This is a genomic window from Flavobacterium branchiarum (assembly GCF_030409845.1).
GTDB lineage: Bacteria > Bacteroidota > Bacteroidia > Flavobacteriales > Flavobacteriaceae > Flavobacterium > Flavobacterium branchiarum.
Map to the genome: position 1 here is coordinate 950,945 of NZ_JAUFQQ010000005.1, position 18,525 is coordinate 969,469.

Below are 18,525 nucleotides of genomic sequence, written 5' to 3' on the forward strand. Positions count from 1 at the left end.
TTTTGCTATTTTGGAGATTTACATTTTTTTGCCTTTGGATTTAGCGGGAGCTTTTGGCTTTTCCTGTTGCTCTTGTTGCGTCTTACTGTCAGGGTTTTTCTGCCCTGTCTTTAAAGGCTCTTTTAAATTTTTTGTAGCCTCATTAGTTTTTCCCTGAGAATTAACAGCTGTCTGAGTTTTATGTGCTTCAACAGGTTGGATTTTTTCTTTCAACCTATCAGGGTTGTTAAACGAAAAGCCTGTTTTGCCTGTTTCCTTGTCAAAAGTTATATAACCCTGATATTTCTGGCCTTTTTTATCCAGTAATCCATCTACATATACAGTTTGACCTTCTTTGAATTTCTCGTACTGTTTGTCATCCAGTTCTTTTCCTCGGAAATTTCGCGGAGCTTCCTGAGAAGTACCTTGTAATTGTGTTTGCTGCTGATTTTGTGTCTGCTTATTGTTGGTGGTTCTATCAAATAAAAACTCTACATAACGTTTGTCGGCATTGAATTGAACTGTAGCATCGAATGAAGTACCTTTTTTTGAGATCATTCCCTCAATCAATAGTGGCTTACCCTCCATAAGAGTTTGTTTCTGCTGCTCATTCAATTGTACGCCTTTTAGTTCATCAGGTACTTTAATCTTATCTGTCCGCAGAGCAATAAGCTCATTGGTTAGTCTATCTACACTTATAATGGAAGGTATTGTTTCACCTGTTTTAGGGTTTTTAAGATCAACAGTTCGCCCCATATTGCCTGTTTTAATCAGATTCTCTTTATCCTCTTTGCTGAATTCATGCCCAAAGAAAGGGAAGTTTAATTGAGGTTCTTTTCTTACGCTATGGATAAGCATAACAGCTTTGCCATCTTCGCCGGGCTGTAAAGACAACCTGCCTTCAGGACGGGAAACAGCAGTTCCGAGGTTTAGCGTAACTGTTACCAATTCATTGGTTTTATATCCTTTTAAAAGAGGATCAAGCAAGTTTCTCTTTTCCAGATATTCTTTGCTCAATCCAAGATTGTTCATCATTTCCCAATCAATCTGTTCCGGCTTGAAACGGTATTCGCCTGTTTCCGGAGTTTTTTGTGTTGTTTCCATATTTTTATGATTTTCTTGTTTTAACTCTGGTTCTTTTACCTCATGCTTTGCCATTACTGATTCCCCTTCTTTAGTAGGTGTATCAATCTGTTGCTGCATTTTTTTTGCCGTATCAATTGCTTCATCAGCTGGTACTTTAAAAAATTTAAAATGGGTAGGATTCTTCAGTTGACGGAAAAAATTGGAAAAGAAGTTAGAAAACATATCTCCGTGTTTATCCACACGCATAAACTGATTTTGGTTTTTCTCATTTGGCTCTACAGTTTTGAGATTGCCGTCTTTATCAATTCCTTTGACAACCTGAATCCTGTTTTTTTCTTTGTCCAATACCAAAAGTGTTTCCGATAATTGATCCGGTAATTGCGGACTATCTATTGTTTCTTCACTCATAATTTTATTGTTTTAAAACTGTTATCTTTTCGAAAATAACCTATACACAAAAAGGTATGACCAAAGCGTCCTTTAGGGGCATTATTTGTCACTTGCTGTCTTTAGTACGGTGCAATGGAGTATTGAAGCTTTCTCTTACAAACTGATGTACGTCAGTTAATTTGTAATATAATTTACCGCTGATTGTATAGTATGGTAACTTGCCAGAAGAACGATAACGTTGTAAAGAACGACTACTGATTTTAAGCATCTGAAGTAAATCCTGATTATCTAATAATACTTCACCATCTATGGTGTTTTTCTTTTTTTCAATATCTGTTAAGCTATCTTTTAGCATATCGAAACGATCCATAATGCGTTCCATCCACGATATAAATTCTATTCTATCTATATTCATAATGTAGTCCTTTAAGAATTCTTTAGTTTTCTACCTTTCTCAATGTAACTCTTGCCTTTAGCCATAAGCTCCTGTACATATTCATCGCTGGTCTGTACGGCATTGGCATTAAGCATATCTTTTATAGCTCCAATGGTATAGAAATACTGTCCATACATTTTGGAATAAGCTATTTCTCCTTTTGTACGTATTCGCCAAAGTGTTTTTTCACTAATATGGAGATACTGACATACTTCATGGTTGTTCAGCCAGAGGCTATCATAGCTGGTATCTTCTGATTTCAGGATAAAATCATTAATTGCCTTTAACCGCTCATTGAGCTGTTTCCACGCTTCTTCTTCGATTGTTATAATTTTCATTGTACACGTATTTATTAATTACGATACAAAGTTGGATTGTCTGGCTGGTATTGTCTGCCAAGCTCTGCCAATTGGTTTGGAGTTTTTTTTAAATTTTCTTGAATCATATAAACACCTAGTTGTTAGGCATTAAGAATACATGAAAGCATCAGCAATAACGGTTTGTGAACATTTGCCAATTGGCAAATATGGGTAAAGAAAAAAGCAGTACGTTTAGGGTACTGCTTTTAAGATTGGTGTATCGAAGTAACTATAGATCTTTATCCATATATTCTTCAAGAGATATTTTAAGCTGATCTAAAAATGTAGTTCGCGAACCACTCCTAGTTTTCATTCTATGAAATGCATGATGTACATCGTTAAGAGGAATTTTAAAAAGTATCTGACAGATCAAGCCGAGCTTTCTAATCCCAATTTTGCCATGACAAATTGTTCCTGACGCATGTATTGCATAAATTAGTTCAATAAGTGCATTTTTTGAGTTTGTCCATGTTAATTCTTTTATAGAATCTATATGATCCAGTTTTATACCTGTATTATCATCAGGGGCTATCTTATTTATTAAATAAGAATATAGCAAATCATTTGAAATGATTTTGGCAATTTTGTAGTCATAGTAAGTTGAGAATTGTAAATCGATTTCAAAAGCAATACTATTTAATCCATCATAACAATTAACATTACCTAACCTGAAGTATAAATCATCTCTGTCAACCCTGCCTGAACGATAGTATCTATAAAAATCAGAATTACAGATGTGCTCACTGTAATCTATCTTCAATTTTTCAAGATGCTTAGAAAAGTACTTATGATAGATCTCACCTTCATTGACTGGACAAACGGTTTCTATTCTAAACAGCTTATTGTAGTAGATTAATTTTCCTAAAATATATGGTTTGATGTTTCGGAAGAAATCAATTTCTTCTTCGTTGTTTTTAAATCCGTTTGAGATTACATAATCTTTCACAGAGAGAAGTAAATCTTGCAAAAAAATCGTCATTTGGTAGGCTTCTTCTACAATCAGAGATAACTCTGAGGATAATCTACTCTCTTTACTGTTTATTTCAGCAATAATATTTGGCAGGGATATTCTCATAAGTGACATATTTAGAAATTAGATAGTCTCTTCCATATTTTACAAAATTTGTTATTATAAACGAGAAAATTTCCCAAGTACTAACCAACTTGGGAAATTTTTATCCATTTCTAGTAGCAATATTTTTATGTTTTAATCAGAAAAACACCATGAGGACATGTCTTATTAAAGGACATAACTGTTAATGAAAAAGTATTTAAAATAATTAATGATTCGATGTCAAAACAAACCAAACGTTCGGTATCTTTGCAAATGTTGCTTGTTATAAACTATAAAGATATAATTTGGAAAATAGCTCATATACCCGAAAAAAGGAACCGGAATTAAGTAAGCAGTTGATTATCGACGCGGCTATTCACATTGGATCAGAATCAGACTGGCACCACGTAACTTTTCAATCTATTGCTGATTGGACAGGTTTGAGTAAAGGAGGGATTATCCATCATTTTAGGAATAAGGAAGAATTACTGGATGAGCTAGTAAATCAAAGCCTGATTAACCTTACGGATAAAGTAAAAAAATACAGAGATCAAAATGTCGATAAGGATGGTGCTTTTGCTTATCTGAAATTTATCTTAGAAAAGAAAAATGATGAAAAATACGCTAAAACAATGCGAATCATTCTCCAAGCAATCATGATTAACTCCAAGTATCGCCTACAATGGGAAGATTGGTACAATCTTCACATTTTGCCAACCGATGGAGAGGAGTTGAGCATACATAGTACTATTGTTTTTCTGGTGGCAGATGCTATCTGGTACTCAGAAAATATGGGTAGTATACACCTTACTGAAAAAGATAAACCCAAGGTTTTAAATTTTTTACAGCAATTAAAGTAACCGATTCTTTATTAGGTATTAACACCAATTAATGGATAATATATTGAATCACAAAACAAATAAAATGATTCTCAAGTGCTTACTTAAAACTGTTGATATTTAAAATTAAACTTGTTTGGATATAAAATATATAAAATGGAAGAAACCGTAATTCATCAAGACAAAATATTTTCCGGTATAAATTACTCTGAAAAGAAACTGAGAAACAGAGAATTCATAAAGTGTGAATTTGTCAGTTGTGATTTTAACAAGAGTGATCTAAAGGACAATAATTTTGAAGATTGCACTTTTAAACAATGTAACTTTTCAATGGTGGACGTTGACGGAACCGGATTCAGGAATGCTGTATTTATTGGGTGCAAAATGCTGGGGGTAGACTTTGCAAGATGTAGCAAGTTTGCGTTTTCGTTTTCGTTTACGGAATGTCATTTAGACTACAGTAATTTTTTTGGAACAAAGCTTCGAAAAACTACTTTCAAGAACTGTACATTAAAAGACGTTGAATTTGGTGAGGCTGATCTGACGGCCTCTGAATTTTTAGGATGTGACCTTTCCTCTGCTATATTCTCTAATTCTATTCTAGAAAAAACAGATTTCAGGACAGCAGTAAATTTTGCTATAGACCCAGACGTTAACAAGATGAAAAAAGCGAAGTTTTCGGCACTTAACCTTGTAGGTCTTTTATACAGACATAATTTGGATATAGATTATGACAGCTAATAAATTATTTGACCAATCATAACCCGTTGAATTATCTGATAATTATCACTGAAGCATGCTGTACCAAGTAATTGCTTTTCCAGTGATTCATTGCTTTATTTTTTGTACTTTTGTAATTGAGTTACAAGGAATTTGAATATAAATGAATGCAGTAAGCACCATTACTAAATCATTACCAATAATAATTTCACACTGCCTAATTCGCTCTTAATTAACCGCTTTGGTCCTAATTGATTTTTTTTTTTAAAAAAAACATACGTTAAATTGCATTAAATAAATAATCTCGTAAAGTCGCTAAGTTGTATATGCAAAGCTTCTTAAATATATCTAAAGGACCAGACTCAAAGATTACTAACAACTTTAATAATTCGTACATTAAAATTTGTTAAACAAATAAATCTCAAAAAAGCACCAAAAACAACAAAGCTTAAAAAAACTTTGCGTCTTTGCGAGATATAATAAGAACAAACTTAAAGATTACTAACAACTCTAGTAATACCAACTTTAATAATTGGTACGTTAAAATTTATCAACAAGCCTAATTTCATTTTGGTGATTCTAAGATAAGTTAAAACTTGTTTGGCATGAACGTTTGCAACTTGTTCAATTGATTTTATTTCTAAGATAACTTTATTCTCAACTATTAAGTCAGCTCTAAATCCAATATCTAGATTAATCCCGTCCCACACAACTGGAATAGGCTTCTGCCTTTCTACAGACAAACCTCTTTTTAATAGTTCATGATTCAATATTGTTTCATATACGGATTCCAATAAACCTGGACCAAGTTTTACATGTATTCTATAACATACATCAACCACTATAGCTGAAATTTCATTTTCTGTCATTTTATATTTTTTTACAAAATTAAAGAAAAAACCTACTTAATAGTATGTTTAACAAAAAAATCTCTCAAGAATACCAAAATAACAAAGCTTAAAACAACTTTGTGACTCTGCGTCTTTGCGAGAGATATAATAAATACATGAACTCAAAAATTACTAATAACTCTAGTAATACTAACTTTAATAATTGATACATTAAAAATTATCAAACAAAAAAATCTCGCAAAAACACAAAACCAACAAAGCTTAAAACAACTTTGCGACTCTGTGTCTTTGCGAGATATATAAAAAACTCAGAACCTTAGTATCTAAGGTTCTAAACAACTATTTACTTCACATATTCAATAGCTTTTGCTAAAGCTTCTGGGATTCCGTCAGCATTTTTCCCTCCTGCAGTTGCAAAGAAAGGTTGCCCTCCTCCTCCTCCTTGGATATATTTTCCTAATTCACGAACAACTTGTCCAGCATTAAGTTTTTTGTCTGCTACTAATTCTTTCGAGATGTAACATGTTAGCATCGGTTTTCCTTCTTCGGCTGTAGCCAAAACTAAAAACAAATTAGCACCTAAATTTCCTAGCTCATAAACCAAGTCTTTAGCTCCTTCTGCAGATAAATCAACTTGTTTTGCTAAGAACTGTACACCATTTACTTCTTGTAATTCTTTAGCCAGTTCCCCTTTCATATTTTTAGCTTTATCTTTCAACAAAGCTTCCAACTGTTTTTTCAATTTAGCATTTTCATCTTGCAACGAAACAACTGCTTTTATAGGATCTTGTGCGTTTTTTAAAACTGCATTGATTTCTTTTAATTTCTCTGCTTGGTTTGCGAAATATTCTTTTACAGCACCTGAGGTAATTGCCTCGATACGACGCACACCTGATGCAACTGCACCTTCACTCACAATCTTGAAATACCAAATATCAGCAGTATTGTTTACGTGAATTCCACCACATAATTCCATACTATCGCCAAATTTGATAGCACGCACATTATCCCCATATTTCTCACCAAACAAAGCCATTGCACCTTCTTCAACTGCTTGTGCAAATGGAACGTTTCTTCTTTCTATTAATGGCAATTGCTCTTGGATTCTTGCATTTACAAAATCTTCTACTTGTTGCAATTCTTCATCTGTTACTTTTGAGAAATGAGAAAAGTCAAATCTTAAATATTTCGGACTAACCAATGATCCTTTTTGCTCCACATGTGTACCTAAAATGGTACGTAAAGCTTGATGCATTAAGTGTGTCGCTGAGTGATTTGAAGCTGAGCTTTTTCGTGTGCTTACATCTACGTAAGCTTTAAAAGTCTCTGATAAGTTATTCGGAATCTCTTTAGCAAAATGTATAATTACATTATTTTCTTTCTTAGTATCGATAATATAAATTACATCTCCGTTACTTGTCTCAAAATATCCTTTATCACCTACTTGCCCTCCACCTTCTGGATAAAAAGGCGTCATATTAAATACGATTTGATAGATTTCTCCATCTTTAGCGCTTTCTACTTTACGGTAACGAGTGATTTTTACCATCGCTTCAGTACGATCATACCCGATGAATTCTTCGTCTTCATCATCAATCAAAATTTGCCAATCTCCCGCTTTTACTTTTGAAGCTGCACGAGAACGCTCTTTTTGTTTTTGCAATTCTGACTCAAAACCTGCTTCATCTAATTTCAATCCTTTCTCAGAAAGAATCAAAGCAGTTAAATCGATTGGAAAACCATACGTATCATATAATTCGAATGCTTTTTTACCCGAAATAACTTTATCCGTATTATTTGCGATAATATTATCTAACAATACCAATCCTTGGTCAAGTGTACGTAAAAATGAATTTTCTTCTTCACGAATTACATTTGCACAAAGTTCTTTTTGCAATTTGATCTCTGGAAATGGACCTCCCATTTGCGTACTTAACGTCTCTACCAATTTATAAATAAAAGGCTCTTTAGTACCCAAAAATGTAAATCCATAACGAATAGCACGACGTAATATTCTACGTATTACATATCCTGCTCCTGTGTTTGATGGTAATTGTCCATCGGCAATTGCAAATGCAACCGCACGAACGTGATCTACTACAACACGAATCGCAATATTCGTTTTATTTTGTTCTTCACTGATGTTTTTGATTTCATCAGAAGTATATTTAAAACCTGTAATCTGCTCTATTTTTTCAATAAGCGGTGTAAAAACATCTGTATCATAATTAGAAGTTTTTCCTTGTAGTGCCATACATAAACGCTCAAATCCCATTCCGGTATCAACGTGCTGTGCTGGAAGTTTCTCAAGAGAACCATCAGCTTTACGGTTGAATTCCATGAATACATTATTCCAGATTTCTACCACTTGCGGGTGATCGTTATTAACTAAACTCTTCCCTGAAACCAATGCTTTTTCATCCTCAGAACGTAAGTCAACATGAATTTCTGAACATGGTCCGCATGGTCCTTGATCTCCCATTTCCCAAAAATTATCCTTTTTATTTCCAAGAATAATTCGATCTTCATCGATTAAAGTTTTCCAAATATCCCAAGCTTCCTGATCAAAAGGAACATTATCTTCTTTGCTTCCTTCAAAAACAGAAACATAAAGATTCTCCTTAGGAATTTTATACACTTCAGTCAATAATTCCCATGCCCAATTAATTGCTTCTTTTTTGAAATAATCTCCAAAAGACCAGTTACCAAGCATCTCAAACATAGTATGGTGATAGGTATCAAACCCTACATCTTCAAGATCATTATGTTTTCCTGAAACACGAAGACATTTTTGTGTATCGGCTATTCTAGGGCTTTTTGGAGTTCCGTTTCCTAAAAAATATTCTTTAAACTGAGCCATTCCCGAATTATTAAACATTAGGGTTGGATCGTCTTTAAGAACAATTGGAGCAGATGGAACAATTAAATGTCCTTTGCTCTGAAAAAAGTCTAAAAATTGCTTACGTACGTCTTGTGATTTCATATATTAATTTGAAAATGTGCCTGTTTAAAATTGTGGTGCTTTAAAAATTTACAATTAATCATCTAATTGTCTTGTTATTTAATCACCTAATTATTTTTTTATTATTGAAAAAAGGGTAGAACAACTGAAACATTTATTAAATTTGTTCACTAACACTTTTACAATGTGCAAAAATAGGGTATTTTAAAATATGGCGAAAGTAAAATATTATTACGATTCGGAAAATTTGGCCTACCGAAAAATAAAAACTAAAAAAAGGACTAAGTTTGGCTTTATTGTATTGTTTTTTGTGGCTTCAACGTTATTTGGCTTTTTGGCTTTTGTGATATTGTTGAACACACCTTACTTTGAAACTCCAAAAGATCGCTTACAAGCTCGAGAAATTGAAAATTTAAAGTTGAATTATTCGATTTTAAACAAAAAAATGGATCAGATTGATGCTGTAGCGGGAAGTATCGAGGAAAGAGACAATAATTTATACAGAGTTTATTTTAATAAATCGGAGATTCCAGATTCAATACGAAAAGCAGGATTTTCAAGACTAGAAAAATATAAAGCTCTAGAAGGATATAATAATTCGCAATTGGTAATTAAAACAACCGAAAGAATCGATGTACTTTCTAAGCAATTGGCTATACAATCGAGATCATTGGATGAAATCTTGAAATTGGCAAGTGCCAAAGAAGATTTGTTATCGGCAATTCCTGCCATTCAGCCAGTGCAGAATGAAAATTTAAAACGTATGGTTTCTGGTTTTGGTTACAGAACTGATCCATTTACTAAAGTACGTAAAATGCATGAGGGTATGGATTTTACAGCCAAAGTAGGAACTCCAGTTTACGCTACCGGAGATGGTGTTATAAATAGAGCCGATAATAATGCGTCAGGTTTTGGGAATCATGTCGTAATTAGGCATGGTTTTGGCTACGAGACTTTATATGCCCACTTAAGCAAATACAACTGCCGACCTGGACAAAGAGTGAAACGTGGAGACGTAATTGGTTATGTAGGTAGTACAGGAAGATCAGAAGGACCACATTGCCATTACGAAGTTCATAAAGATGGAAAAGTAGTGAACCCGCTTAATTTTTATTACGGAAATATTTCGGCAGTAGAATATGTTGCTATTTCACAATTAGCAAACCAAGAAAATCAATCATTAGACTAAAATGCACATAGAATTACAACCCGATAAACGATATTATAGTATTGGCGAAATTGCCAAGGCATTTAATGTCAATGCTTCTTTGATACGATTTTGGGATGGAGAATTTGACATTCTTAAACCTAAAAAAAACGCCAAGGGTAACAGAATGTTTACTCCTGAGGATGTAAAGAATCTACAACTGATCTTTCACTTAGTCAAAGAACGCGGTTTTACATTAGAAGGTGCCAAAACTCATCTAAAAGAAGGACAAAAGAAAACATTAGATAAATTCGAAATAATACGTAAATTAGAGACGATTAAAAGAGAATTGATAGAAATTAAAAACGAATTGTAACAATAAATTATTAAACTTAAAATTAGAAAAATATGAAAAAATGGTTAATCCCTGTAGGAATTATTATTGCATTGATCGCTATTATAGCTTTTTGGTCTATCGGAATTAAAAACACTGGTTTAAAATACAACCAAGCCGTTAATAAAGAATGGGGAAATGTACAAACTGCTTACCAAAGACGTAATGACCTTATTGGAAATTTAGTAAATACAGTAAAAGGTGCTGCTGACTTTGAAAAATCAACATTGACTGCTGTTATCGAAGCGCGTGCAAAAGCAACATCGGTTACAATTGATCCAAGCAATGTTACTCCAGAACAATTAGCTCAATTTAATCAAGCTCAAAGTGGCGTTTCTTCTTCATTATCAAAATTACTAGTATCAGTAGAAAGATACCCTGATTTAAAAACAAACCAAAATTTCTTGAAATTACAAGACGAATTGGCTAGTACAGAAAATCAAATTCTTACGGCTAGAACTCGTTTCAATGAATCAGTACAAGAATACAATGGATATGTCCTTTCTATTCCAAATAAATGGTTCTTAGATTACAAAGAAAAACCATATTTTGAAGCTGTTACAGGAGCAGATAAGCCTGTTGAAGTAAAATTCTAAAAAAGAGGTTTACATTTTAATAAACGATTTTTGATTCTAGAAACTAATTCTAAAATCAAAAATCGTTACTATCCATTTAAAAACAATTTCAATGTCAAAAGTAGAAGATTTTTTAACCAAGGAAGAAGAAGAAGCAATTGTTGAAGCTATTCGCGTGGCCGAAAAGAACACTTCTGGCGAAATTAGAGTTCATATAGAAAAATCAACTTCTAAATCCCATTACGATAGGGCTTTAGAAGTTTTTCATGAATTAAAAATGGACGAAACACAACTTCAAAACGGTGTTTTATTATACATTGCTGTAGATGACAAACAATTTGTCATTTGTGGAGACAAAGGAATAAACGATGTTGTACATCCTGATTTTTGGAATTCTACCAAAGAAGCAATGTTAGCACAATTCAAACAACAAAATTTCAAACAAGGACTTATTGATGGTATCTTGGTAGCTGGAGAACAATTGAAAAAATACTTCCCTTGGACTTCAGACAATACTAACGAATTATCAAACGAAATCTCAAAAGGATAATGATTACACCCAAACTAAATACCTCGATTTTCCTAAAATTAATTGTTTGTCTATTCTTTACCCAAATAGGTTTTGCTCAATTTACAATTCCTGAAAAACCTAAATTTCAGACTTCTGTATACGATTATGCAAAAGTTTTAAGCCCTACGGAAAAAGCACAATTAGAAGAAAAACTTATTCGTTATTCTGACTCAACCTCTACCCAAATTGTAGTTATTACCATCGAAAGTCTTAAAGGTGAAGACGTTAGTCAACTTGCAACAAAATGGGCACATACATGGGGATTAGGTCAAGCAAAAGAAGACAATGGAGTTATTGTTTTGGTAGCAAAAGCAGAACGTAAGATTGCTATTAATCCTGGATACGGCCTTGAGGATAGATTGACTGCTGGTATTGGAGGCGAAATCATCCGAAACATTATTATACCTGAATTCAAAGGAGGAAGTTACTATAAAGGTCTCGATAAAGGCGCCGATGCACTTTTTGATGTCTTTAAAGGCAAATACAAAGGAAGCCGAAAACAAGCATCTGAAGGACAAGATTTTCCTTTTTTCATTTTCATCATCATTATAGCTTTTATTATCTTTCTTATGTCACGAAATAAAGGTGGTGGCGGAAACTCTGGAAACAATGGTGGCGGAGGCCCTAGCCTACTTGACGTTATCATTTTAAGCAATCTAGGACGCAGTGGCGGAGGTGGTTTTGGAGGCTTCGGCGGCGGATCATCTGGCGGTGGCGGATTTGGTGGCGGATTCGGCGGAGGTGGATTTTCTGGTGGAGGTTCTAGCGGAAGTTGGTAAAATCCGTATTTTTAATTTATATTTGACGATTAATTAAGAATATGACAACTTTCTACACTTTTGTTCGAAGTAGTTAATCAATTATCAATACAATTTATTGCAAAATTCAAATTTATAATGTTATCACATAAAGCCAAATATGCCTTAAAAGCATTACTCTATTTAGCTGAGCAAGATGAAAATCACATTTCTAAAACTATAGAAATTGCTGAAGGTGCCAATATTCCTAAAAAGTTCTTAGAACAAATTTTACTTGATCTAAAGAGAGGCCATTTTGTGAGTAGTAAACAAGGAAAATATGGCGGTTATTACCTCATAAAATCTAAAAACGACATTACATTAGCCGAAATTCATCGTCTTTTTGATGGTGCAATTGCGCTTTTACCTTGTGCATCTTTAAACTTTTACGAACCTTGTTCTGATTGCAAAACGGAGTCCGAATGCCACTTAAGACACGGCTTGATGCTTATTCGAGACAAAACTTTACAAGCGATGCAAGGGATTACCATAGCCTCATTAGTGGAAAAATAAAAAAATATATTTTAAACTCTATTAATTATGTAGAATTTATATATATTTGCCAAAAATAAACACACACTAATTAAAACCAACCCTATGAAACCACGTAAAAGAATTCTTGTCGTAAAAGGAAGTCGGTTGCAAAGTAGCAATCCAAAATTTATTATAAAAAACAACAACAGTCTTATTATGTGTATGTGTTAGTAAAAAAAATTTAATTTAAATTCTACTAATTACATATACTTAATATAAAATGAAAAATTCTATAAAAAATACATTTACAGTACTACTAGTTTTAACCTTCTCAATCTCATTTGCACAAAACATTGAAGGTATCGTTACAAACAGCGAAAACATACCATTAGAAACCGCTAATATTGTTATAAAGGGAACAACTTCTAATGCTACTACAGATTCGAACGGAAAATTCACCATCGAATCTAAAGGTAAACTCCCCTTAATCCTACTCGTTCAATATGTTGGTTACAAAACAACAGAGATAGAAATTACTCAATTACCACTTACTACTCCATTACAAGTAACACTAGCCGAAGAAAATGAACTTATCGAAGTTGTAGTGTCATCAAGACGCAGAATTGAAAGAGCCCAAGATGTTCCCATTGCAGTATCTGTTATAACAGGTAAGCAAGCAGAACAAGCTGGAGCATTCAATGTTAATCGCATAAAAGAACTCGTTCCATCGGTACAACTCTATTCATCAAATCCTAGAAATACAGGTATTAATATTCGAAGCTTAGGCTCCCCTTTCGGACTTACCAATGACGGAATCGATCCTGGTGTAGGTTTTTACGTTGATGGTGTTTATTATGCACGTCCAGCGGCAACTACATTAGATTTTATAGACGTAGAACAAATCGAAGTATTACGTGGACCACAAGGATCGTTGTTTGGAAAAAATACTACTTCTGGAGCATTCAATATTACTACTCGCAAACCGAGTTTTACAACTGGCGCCGATTTTGAAGTTAGTTACGGAAATTATGCTTTTCTACAAGCTAAAGCATCGGTTACAGGTGCGTTAGGAAAAAAAATAGCAGGACGTATATCATTCTCTGGAACACAACGTGATGGTTTAATCGATAACATTGTAACTGGTAAAGCTACAAATACACTAAACAACCAAGGAATTAGAGGTCAATTACTTTATACTCCTTCAGAAAATACAAATATCATATTAGCAGCTGACATTACAACGCAACGTCCAGATGGATATGCACAAGTAGTTGCCGGAGTTGCTAATACTCAAAGAGCTCCATATCGCCAGTTTAATGCAATTACTGCCGATTTAAACTACAAACTACCTACTCTAAATGCATTCGACCGTAAAATTGACCAAGATACACCTTGGCGTTCGGGACAAGATTTAGGAGGTGTCTCTCTTAATGTTGATACAAAAATTGGAAACGGAACGCTTACCTCAACTACTGCTTGGCGTTTTTGGAATTGGGATCCATCAAATGATAGAGATTTTACAGGATTACAAGTACTTGCTAAATCACAAAATCCTACTAGACAAACACAATTTACTCAAGAGATTCGTTATGCTGGACAACTTACATCTAAAATAAGCGGTGTTGTTGGAGTGTTCTTCATAGATCAAACTTCGCATACAAATGGTACTGAAGAATCTGGAAATGCACAATGGCGATTTTCTCAAAGTTCAACTAGTCCGTTATGGAAAACTCCTGGTCTTTTTGAAGGATATGGAATAAAAACTGATGCCAAAATTAGATCATCAAGCGCAGCCGTATTTGGACAATTAGATTGGGCAATTACAGATCGTTTACATATACTTCCTGGCGTACGCTACAACTTTGATAAAAAAGAAGCAGATTACTCTCGTACTACTTATGGAGGTCTTCAAACTACTGACCCAGCTTTACTAGCTTTGAAAAAATCCGTTTATAGTGATCAAGCTTTTACTTCTGATACTGACAATACTGACTTTTCAGGAAATGTAACTATCACTTACAAAGCTTCTGATAAAATCAATACTTATGCAACTTATGCAAAAAGCTATAAACCAGTTGGTGTGAATGTGGCTGGACTTCCTACTGACTCAAAAGGGCAACCGTTACTTGATCTTGCAGTAATTAAACCCGAAAAGGTAAATCACTACGAAATAGGAATAAAAACATCCCCTTTTAAAAATTCAATATTGAACTTAGCATTCTTCAATACTGACATCAAAGATTTTCAAACAAACGTTCAAGCTGCTGAATTAGGTGTTAACCGTGGATACCTTGCAAATGCAGATAAGGTACGTGTACGAGGTGCTGAATTAGACGCAAGTTTTGTAATCAACAGTCATTTAACTATAAATGGAGCTGCTACTTATACTGATGCTAAATACGTTAAATTCACAAATGCACCACTTCCTTTAGAAGAAACTGGCGCTCCAATAGCATTCAAGGATGTTTCTGGAACAGATTTGCCTGGTGCCTCAAAATGGGCTGGATCATTAGGAGGTGAACTTTCTGATAAAGCAAAATTTTTCGGAAATGTGGGTAAAATTTACTTAGCAATTGATTCTTATGCTCGTTCTGAATTTTCATCAAGCCCTTCGGCTTCTAAATACTTAGTCGTTCCTGGTTATGCCATTTTTAATGCTCGTTTAGGATTCCGTGCATCCGAAGGTTTGTCTGTTCAATTCTGGGGACGCAATATCCTAAATAAAGATTACTATGAGCAATTATTGCCTGCAGGAGGAAATACAGGACAATACGCTGGTGTTTTGGGAGATCAAAGAACTTACGGAGTTACTTTAAAATATTCTCTATAACACACTAAATACATAAATTAAAAACTATTAACTGGAGTAAGTCTTAAAACAACTTGCTCCAGTTTTTTTATTTGAAAATCTATTTTGTATTAGCTTGTCAATATACTTCTTCGTTCCTAAAAAACTTAGTACCTCAGTAACTAAGAACCTCTCCACACCTTTGAACCTTTGTACCTAAAAAATTAAAACTTCCCTTTACCCCTACCTTCTTTTTTAGTAGAAGCAAAATTTCCAATTTTATACGATAGCGAAAACATCACATAACGCTTAAGAACTGTATTCTCTTCATCACGAATCGAAGTTGAAGAAATTGTTCTTGTAGCGCTTTGGTTTTGATTTAAAAGATCATACACTTTCACTTTTACGAACAACTTTTTATCCAAAAGACCATAAGACAAACTCGTATTCCATAAGAAAAAATCCTTCTTAAAATCACTAGAAATATTAGAATTGTAGGTGTATCCAAAATCATTACCGAAAACAAAATTTTCAGGCCAATAGGTAGTTGCTTGCAAATTGATATTATGAATTACATTAGAAGTAGCATCCCTTGATGAGTTCTCATATTGTGTTTCGTTATAAGAAAAACTATACGAAGGAGCAATAGTAAGCAACTCCCCATAATCGTAAGACAAATATACTTTGGGAGTAATCACTGTAGATTTTGCATTATACAAAACAGCATTTGTATATCCTTTATCAAAAGCATACGTTCCGTTTAGCCCCAAACCATATCTTAAAACGTGAGCATCTCTCTTTATCGACTGATTCCAGTTTCCTCCAGCAGAAGTACTATAAGTTCCCGAAATATTAGCGTAAGTAGTTGTTCGTTTCCCACTGTCGTCATAAACAGAAGTCGAAACAACATCGTTATTATAAAAATCTGCCCTAACAAATAAGCTATAGCCAGAACGTGTGCGGAAATCAAAATTCCTAAAACTGAAGTTGGCGCTATTTTTTTCTATTGGACTTAAATCTGGGTTTCCAATTATGGTATTCAATGGGTTACTTAAATTTAAAACTGGCAATAACTGAATTGAACTAGGAAGTGAATTGGAATGATCAAACTTAAATGACAAATTTTTAGATTTACTGAATTTGTATCTTAACTGGAAATCACCGTAAGGCAAAGCATATTTTCTATTTAAATCTGTCGCTTTATCCAAATACAACGAATGATTATCATAATCAACAATAGCCGTTCTAGAATTTACGTTTATTGTAAACTTACTTTTTTGCCAAGTAATCCCTACTTTAGGGCTGAATGTATTTTGTCTTGATGTAATGTAATTACTCAATGCCGAATTTAAATCTGAATAGGATTCTGTTCCGGAATCAAAATTGAATGTTTTCTCATCATTTAACGTACTTACAAAATCTAAATTTGTTCCAAATCGTACGCGTAAAGAATCTGTAATTGGCTCTGTATATTCAAGATCTAACGAGTAAGAATCATTAGCAGTATTCTTTTTAGTGTTTTGATTTCTCTCATCATCTGGTTTATTGTCTTTGTAAAAAATGGTCTTCGAGCGATTAAAAGCATCCGAATCATTACTTGTATTACTATTCATTAACACAAAATTCAGATTACGCTTTTTCTTCTCAAAATTCTTGTTGAAATTTATCGTGTTACTAAAGTTATTATTTTCACTTTCTGAATAGGAATTTGAGTTACTTTCATTTAAAGATTCTCCATTTCCGTCTTCTGAAAAACTAGAAGAATCAGAATTATTATTAGAACGTGTTTGACCTAATTTTGGAGAAACAAAAATATGAATACTCGGACTGACTTTATATTCTAAGTCAAGATTTACTGTATTTCCTGTGTTTTCATTTCTTGAATTCGATTCTGAGCTTGTTACAATATTTCCTGTTGGCAAGAAACTAGTTTGATCTGATTTACTTGCATTGTTATTAATTGAATTAGAAAAATTATAACTCGCAGAGGCTTCCAAATCTTTTGCCCATTCATCCGAATAATTAAACCCAACCAAACTCGACTGTGTAATTCCTCTACCGCCTCCAGAAGCACCTAATCCTTTGCTATTTCTGCCTCCTCCCATATTATCAAAGACCTCATCCATCGAAAAACCCGATGAATTAATATTATTAGAAGATGCTAAAACACTTATCTTTTGTTTATTATTAAAAAAATTCATGATCAGACTACTTTCATAACGATCATCAGAACCATAACCTCCCAAAATTTTACCAAAGAAACCTTTATTCTTCTTTTCGTCTATTGTTAAGTTAATACTAGAATTATCCGAAGTCGATTCTTGCTTAGACAACTCTTCCTTTTTTGTTTTAAAATCAGATACCTGAACTTTTTTTATAATTTCTGCTGGTAAATTTTTCAAAGCAATAGCACCATCTTTATCAAAAAAAGGCTTTCCGTTAACCAAAAACTGAGTTACTTGTTTTCCGTTTACAGTAACCTTACCTGCATTGTCTACATCAACACCAGGAAGTTGCTTTAATAAGGTTTCTACATTTGAGTCTGGACGCACTTTATAAGAAGAAGCATTAAACTCTAATGTGTCTTTTTTCATAGTTATCGGAGCCGCTTCGGTTTTTATAATTACATTATCTAGTGCATTTACATTTTCAAGTAAGTATAATTTACCATAATCCTTACTTGCCAAAAGTCCTTTTTCTTCCTCATAATAAGGTTGATACCCTATGTAATTTATCTTCAAAAAAACGGGCTTATCGTATTTCTTGGTATTTATACTAAAAAAACCATTTTTATCTGTCGTTGCATAATCAATTACAGTTGAATCTTTAGCCGCAGAGAAATAAACGGTAGCAAGCTCTAATGGTAGTTGCGTGTTTATATCAATGACTGTTCCTTTGATAACAATATCATTCTGAGCGCTTGCAGTATAACCTAAAACAAAAAACAATAAAAAGAAGTACAATCTAAACATGAAAGAATTTTTTAATAGTGTAAGACTCAAAAAAACGACTAAAGGTTTAATCTATTTATCACCTATTTCTTTATCCGATAAATAATCTTGTAAACAAAGATAACTTACTAAAAACGAAAATATTTCATGAT

Annotated in this window: 16 protein-coding genes; 9 read left to right on the plus strand and 7 right to left on the minus strand. The window is 33.5% G+C overall.

Translation table 11 applies throughout. From position 1 onward, the window contains the following. Positions 1-18 precede the first annotated feature (18 nt). From QWY99_RS16090 to QWY99_RS16105, 4 genes are all read right to left on the minus strand, one after another. Complete coding sequence (locus QWY99_RS16090) at positions 19-1,473, minus strand: DUF3945 domain-containing protein (protein WP_058699786.1); 1,455 nt, start codon at positions 1,471-1,473, stop codon at positions 19-21. A gap of 88 nt (positions 1,474-1,561) precedes the next feature. After that, entirely contained in the window at positions 1,562-1,870 is a 309-nt protein-coding gene (locus tag QWY99_RS16095; RefSeq protein ID WP_058699787.1) for a helix-turn-helix domain-containing protein, read from the minus strand. 11 nt (positions 1,871-1,881) lie between these two features. Continuing rightward, the gene (locus QWY99_RS16100; protein WP_058699788.1) at positions 1,882-2,229 is read right to left on the minus strand and encodes a helix-turn-helix domain-containing protein; all 348 of its coding nucleotides are present in this window, start codon (positions 2,227-2,229) and stop codon (positions 1,882-1,884) included. 250 nt (positions 2,230-2,479) lie between these two features. Further along, a complete protein-coding gene (locus QWY99_RS16105; protein ID WP_058700049.1) occupies positions 2,480-3,325 on the minus strand; it encodes an RteC domain-containing protein in 846 nt (281 codons plus the stop codon). Between the two features lie 284 nt (positions 3,326-3,609). Here QWY99_RS16105 and QWY99_RS16110 point away from each other — a divergent pair, with 284 nt between their 5' ends. After that, a complete protein-coding gene (locus tag QWY99_RS16110; RefSeq protein WP_058699789.1) occupies positions 3,610-4,164 on the plus strand; it encodes a TetR/AcrR family transcriptional regulator in 555 nt (184 codons plus the stop codon). Between the two features lie 135 nt (positions 4,165-4,299). Further along, on the plus strand, positions 4,300-4,884 hold the full coding sequence (locus tag QWY99_RS16115) for a pentapeptide repeat-containing protein (RefSeq protein WP_058699790.1): 585 nt from the start codon (positions 4,300-4,302) through the stop codon (positions 4,882-4,884). A 470-nt stretch (positions 4,885-5,354) separates the two neighbouring features. Here QWY99_RS16115 and QWY99_RS16120 read toward each other — a convergent pair whose 3' ends face one another. Further along, complete coding sequence (locus tag QWY99_RS16120) at positions 5,355-5,732, minus strand: GxxExxY protein (RefSeq protein ID WP_290266601.1); 378 nt, start codon at positions 5,730-5,732, stop codon at positions 5,355-5,357. 325 nt (positions 5,733-6,057) lie between these two features. Continuing rightward, positions 6,058-8,697: an alanine--tRNA ligase gene (alaS, locus tag QWY99_RS16125; protein WP_290266602.1), complete on the minus strand. Its 2,640-nt coding sequence runs from the start codon at positions 8,695-8,697 to the stop codon at positions 6,058-6,060. 190 nt (positions 8,698-8,887) lie between these two features. Here alaS and QWY99_RS16130 point away from each other — a divergent pair, with 190 nt between their 5' ends. The 7 genes from QWY99_RS16130 (at position 8,888) to QWY99_RS16160 (ending at position 15,464) form a co-directional block, all read left to right on the plus strand. Beyond that, positions 8,888-9,865: a M23 family metallopeptidase gene (locus tag QWY99_RS16130; protein ID WP_290266603.1), complete on the plus strand. Its 978-nt coding sequence runs from the start codon at positions 8,888-8,890 to the stop codon at positions 9,863-9,865. A gap of 1 nt (position 9,866) precedes the next feature. Continuing rightward, positions 9,867-10,199 carry a MerR family transcriptional regulator gene (locus tag QWY99_RS16135; RefSeq protein ID WP_290266604.1) on the plus strand — a complete coding sequence of 111 codons (333 nt, stop codon included), beginning with the start codon at positions 9,867-9,869 and terminating at the stop codon, positions 10,197-10,199. A gap of 32 nt (positions 10,200-10,231) precedes the next feature. Beyond that, positions 10,232-10,813, plus strand: coding sequence for a LemA family protein (locus QWY99_RS16140; protein WP_290266605.1), 582 nt, complete (start codon positions 10,232-10,234; stop codon positions 10,811-10,813). A gap of 91 nt (positions 10,814-10,904) precedes the next feature. Then, positions 10,905-11,342 carry a TPM domain-containing protein gene (locus QWY99_RS16145; protein ID WP_290266606.1) on the plus strand — a complete coding sequence of 146 codons (438 nt, stop codon included), beginning with the start codon at positions 10,905-10,907 and terminating at the stop codon, positions 11,340-11,342. After that, complete coding sequence (locus QWY99_RS16150) at positions 11,342-12,142, plus strand: TPM domain-containing protein (RefSeq protein WP_290266607.1); 801 nt, start codon at positions 11,342-11,344, stop codon at positions 12,140-12,142. The genes QWY99_RS16145 and QWY99_RS16150 overlap by 1 nt, the downstream gene beginning before the upstream one ends. A 117-nt stretch (positions 12,143-12,259) precedes the next feature. After that, positions 12,260-12,673, plus strand: a complete 414-nt coding sequence (locus QWY99_RS16155; RefSeq protein WP_035619335.1) for an RrF2 family transcriptional regulator — start codon at positions 12,260-12,262, stop codon at positions 12,671-12,673. Positions 12,674-12,914: 241 nt separating this feature from the next. Next, positions 12,915-15,464 (plus strand): TonB-dependent receptor, encoded by a 2,550-nt coding sequence (locus QWY99_RS16160; RefSeq protein WP_290266608.1) that lies wholly within the window; start codon positions 12,915-12,917, stop codon positions 15,462-15,464. A gap of 182 nt (positions 15,465-15,646) precedes the next feature. Here the strand turns inward: QWY99_RS16160 and QWY99_RS16165 are convergent, their stop codons facing one another. Beyond that, complete coding sequence (locus tag QWY99_RS16165; RefSeq protein WP_290266610.1) at positions 15,647-18,394, minus strand: outer membrane beta-barrel protein; 2,748 nt, start codon at positions 18,392-18,394, stop codon at positions 15,647-15,649. Between the last annotated feature and the right edge of the window lie 131 nt (positions 18,395-18,525).

What these genes read in the sequence shown, in the direction of transcription:
- QWY99_RS16135 (WP_290266604.1), top strand. Translation starts at nt 9,867, where the DNA reads ATGCACATAGAATTACAACCCGATAAACGATATTATAGTATTGGCGAA.
- QWY99_RS16165 (WP_290266610.1), bottom strand. Translation starts at nt 18,394, where the DNA reads ATGTTTAGATTGTACTTCTTTTTATTGTTTTTTGTTTTAGGTTATACT.
- QWY99_RS16155 (WP_035619335.1), top strand. Translation starts at nt 12,260, where the DNA reads ATGTTATCACATAAAGCCAAATATGCCTTAAAAGCATTACTCTATTTA.
- QWY99_RS16095 (WP_058699787.1), bottom strand. Translation starts at nt 1,870, where the DNA reads ATGAATATAGATAGAATAGAATTTATATCGTGGATGGAACGCATTATG.
- QWY99_RS16130 (WP_290266603.1), top strand. Translation starts at nt 8,888, where the DNA reads ATGGCGAAAGTAAAATATTATTACGATTCGGAAAATTTGGCCTACCGA.
- QWY99_RS16105 (WP_058700049.1), bottom strand. Translation starts at nt 3,325, where the DNA reads ATGAGAATATCCCTGCCAAATATTATTGCTGAAATAAACAGTAAAGAG.
- QWY99_RS16160 (WP_290266608.1), top strand. Translation starts at nt 12,915, where the DNA reads ATGAAAAATTCTATAAAAAATACATTTACAGTACTACTAGTTTTAACC.
- alaS (WP_290266602.1), bottom strand. Translation starts at nt 8,697, where the DNA reads ATGAAATCACAAGACGTACGTAAGCAATTTTTAGACTTTTTTCAGAGC.
- QWY99_RS16145 (WP_290266606.1), top strand. Translation starts at nt 10,905, where the DNA reads ATGTCAAAAGTAGAAGATTTTTTAACCAAGGAAGAAGAAGAAGCAATT.
- QWY99_RS16115 (WP_058699790.1), top strand. Translation starts at nt 4,300, where the DNA reads ATGGAAGAAACCGTAATTCATCAAGACAAAATATTTTCCGGTATAAAT.
- QWY99_RS16090 (WP_058699786.1), bottom strand. Translation starts at nt 1,473, where the DNA reads ATGAGTGAAGAAACAATAGATAGTCCGCAATTACCGGATCAATTATCG.
- QWY99_RS16120 (WP_290266601.1), bottom strand. Translation starts at nt 5,732, where the DNA reads ATGACAGAAAATGAAATTTCAGCTATAGTGGTTGATGTATGTTATAGA.
- QWY99_RS16100 (WP_058699788.1), bottom strand. Translation starts at nt 2,229, where the DNA reads ATGAAAATTATAACAATCGAAGAAGAAGCGTGGAAACAGCTCAATGAG.
- QWY99_RS16150 (WP_290266607.1), top strand. Translation starts at nt 11,342, where the DNA reads ATGATTACACCCAAACTAAATACCTCGATTTTCCTAAAATTAATTGTT.
- QWY99_RS16140 (WP_290266605.1), top strand. Translation starts at nt 10,232, where the DNA reads ATGAAAAAATGGTTAATCCCTGTAGGAATTATTATTGCATTGATCGCT.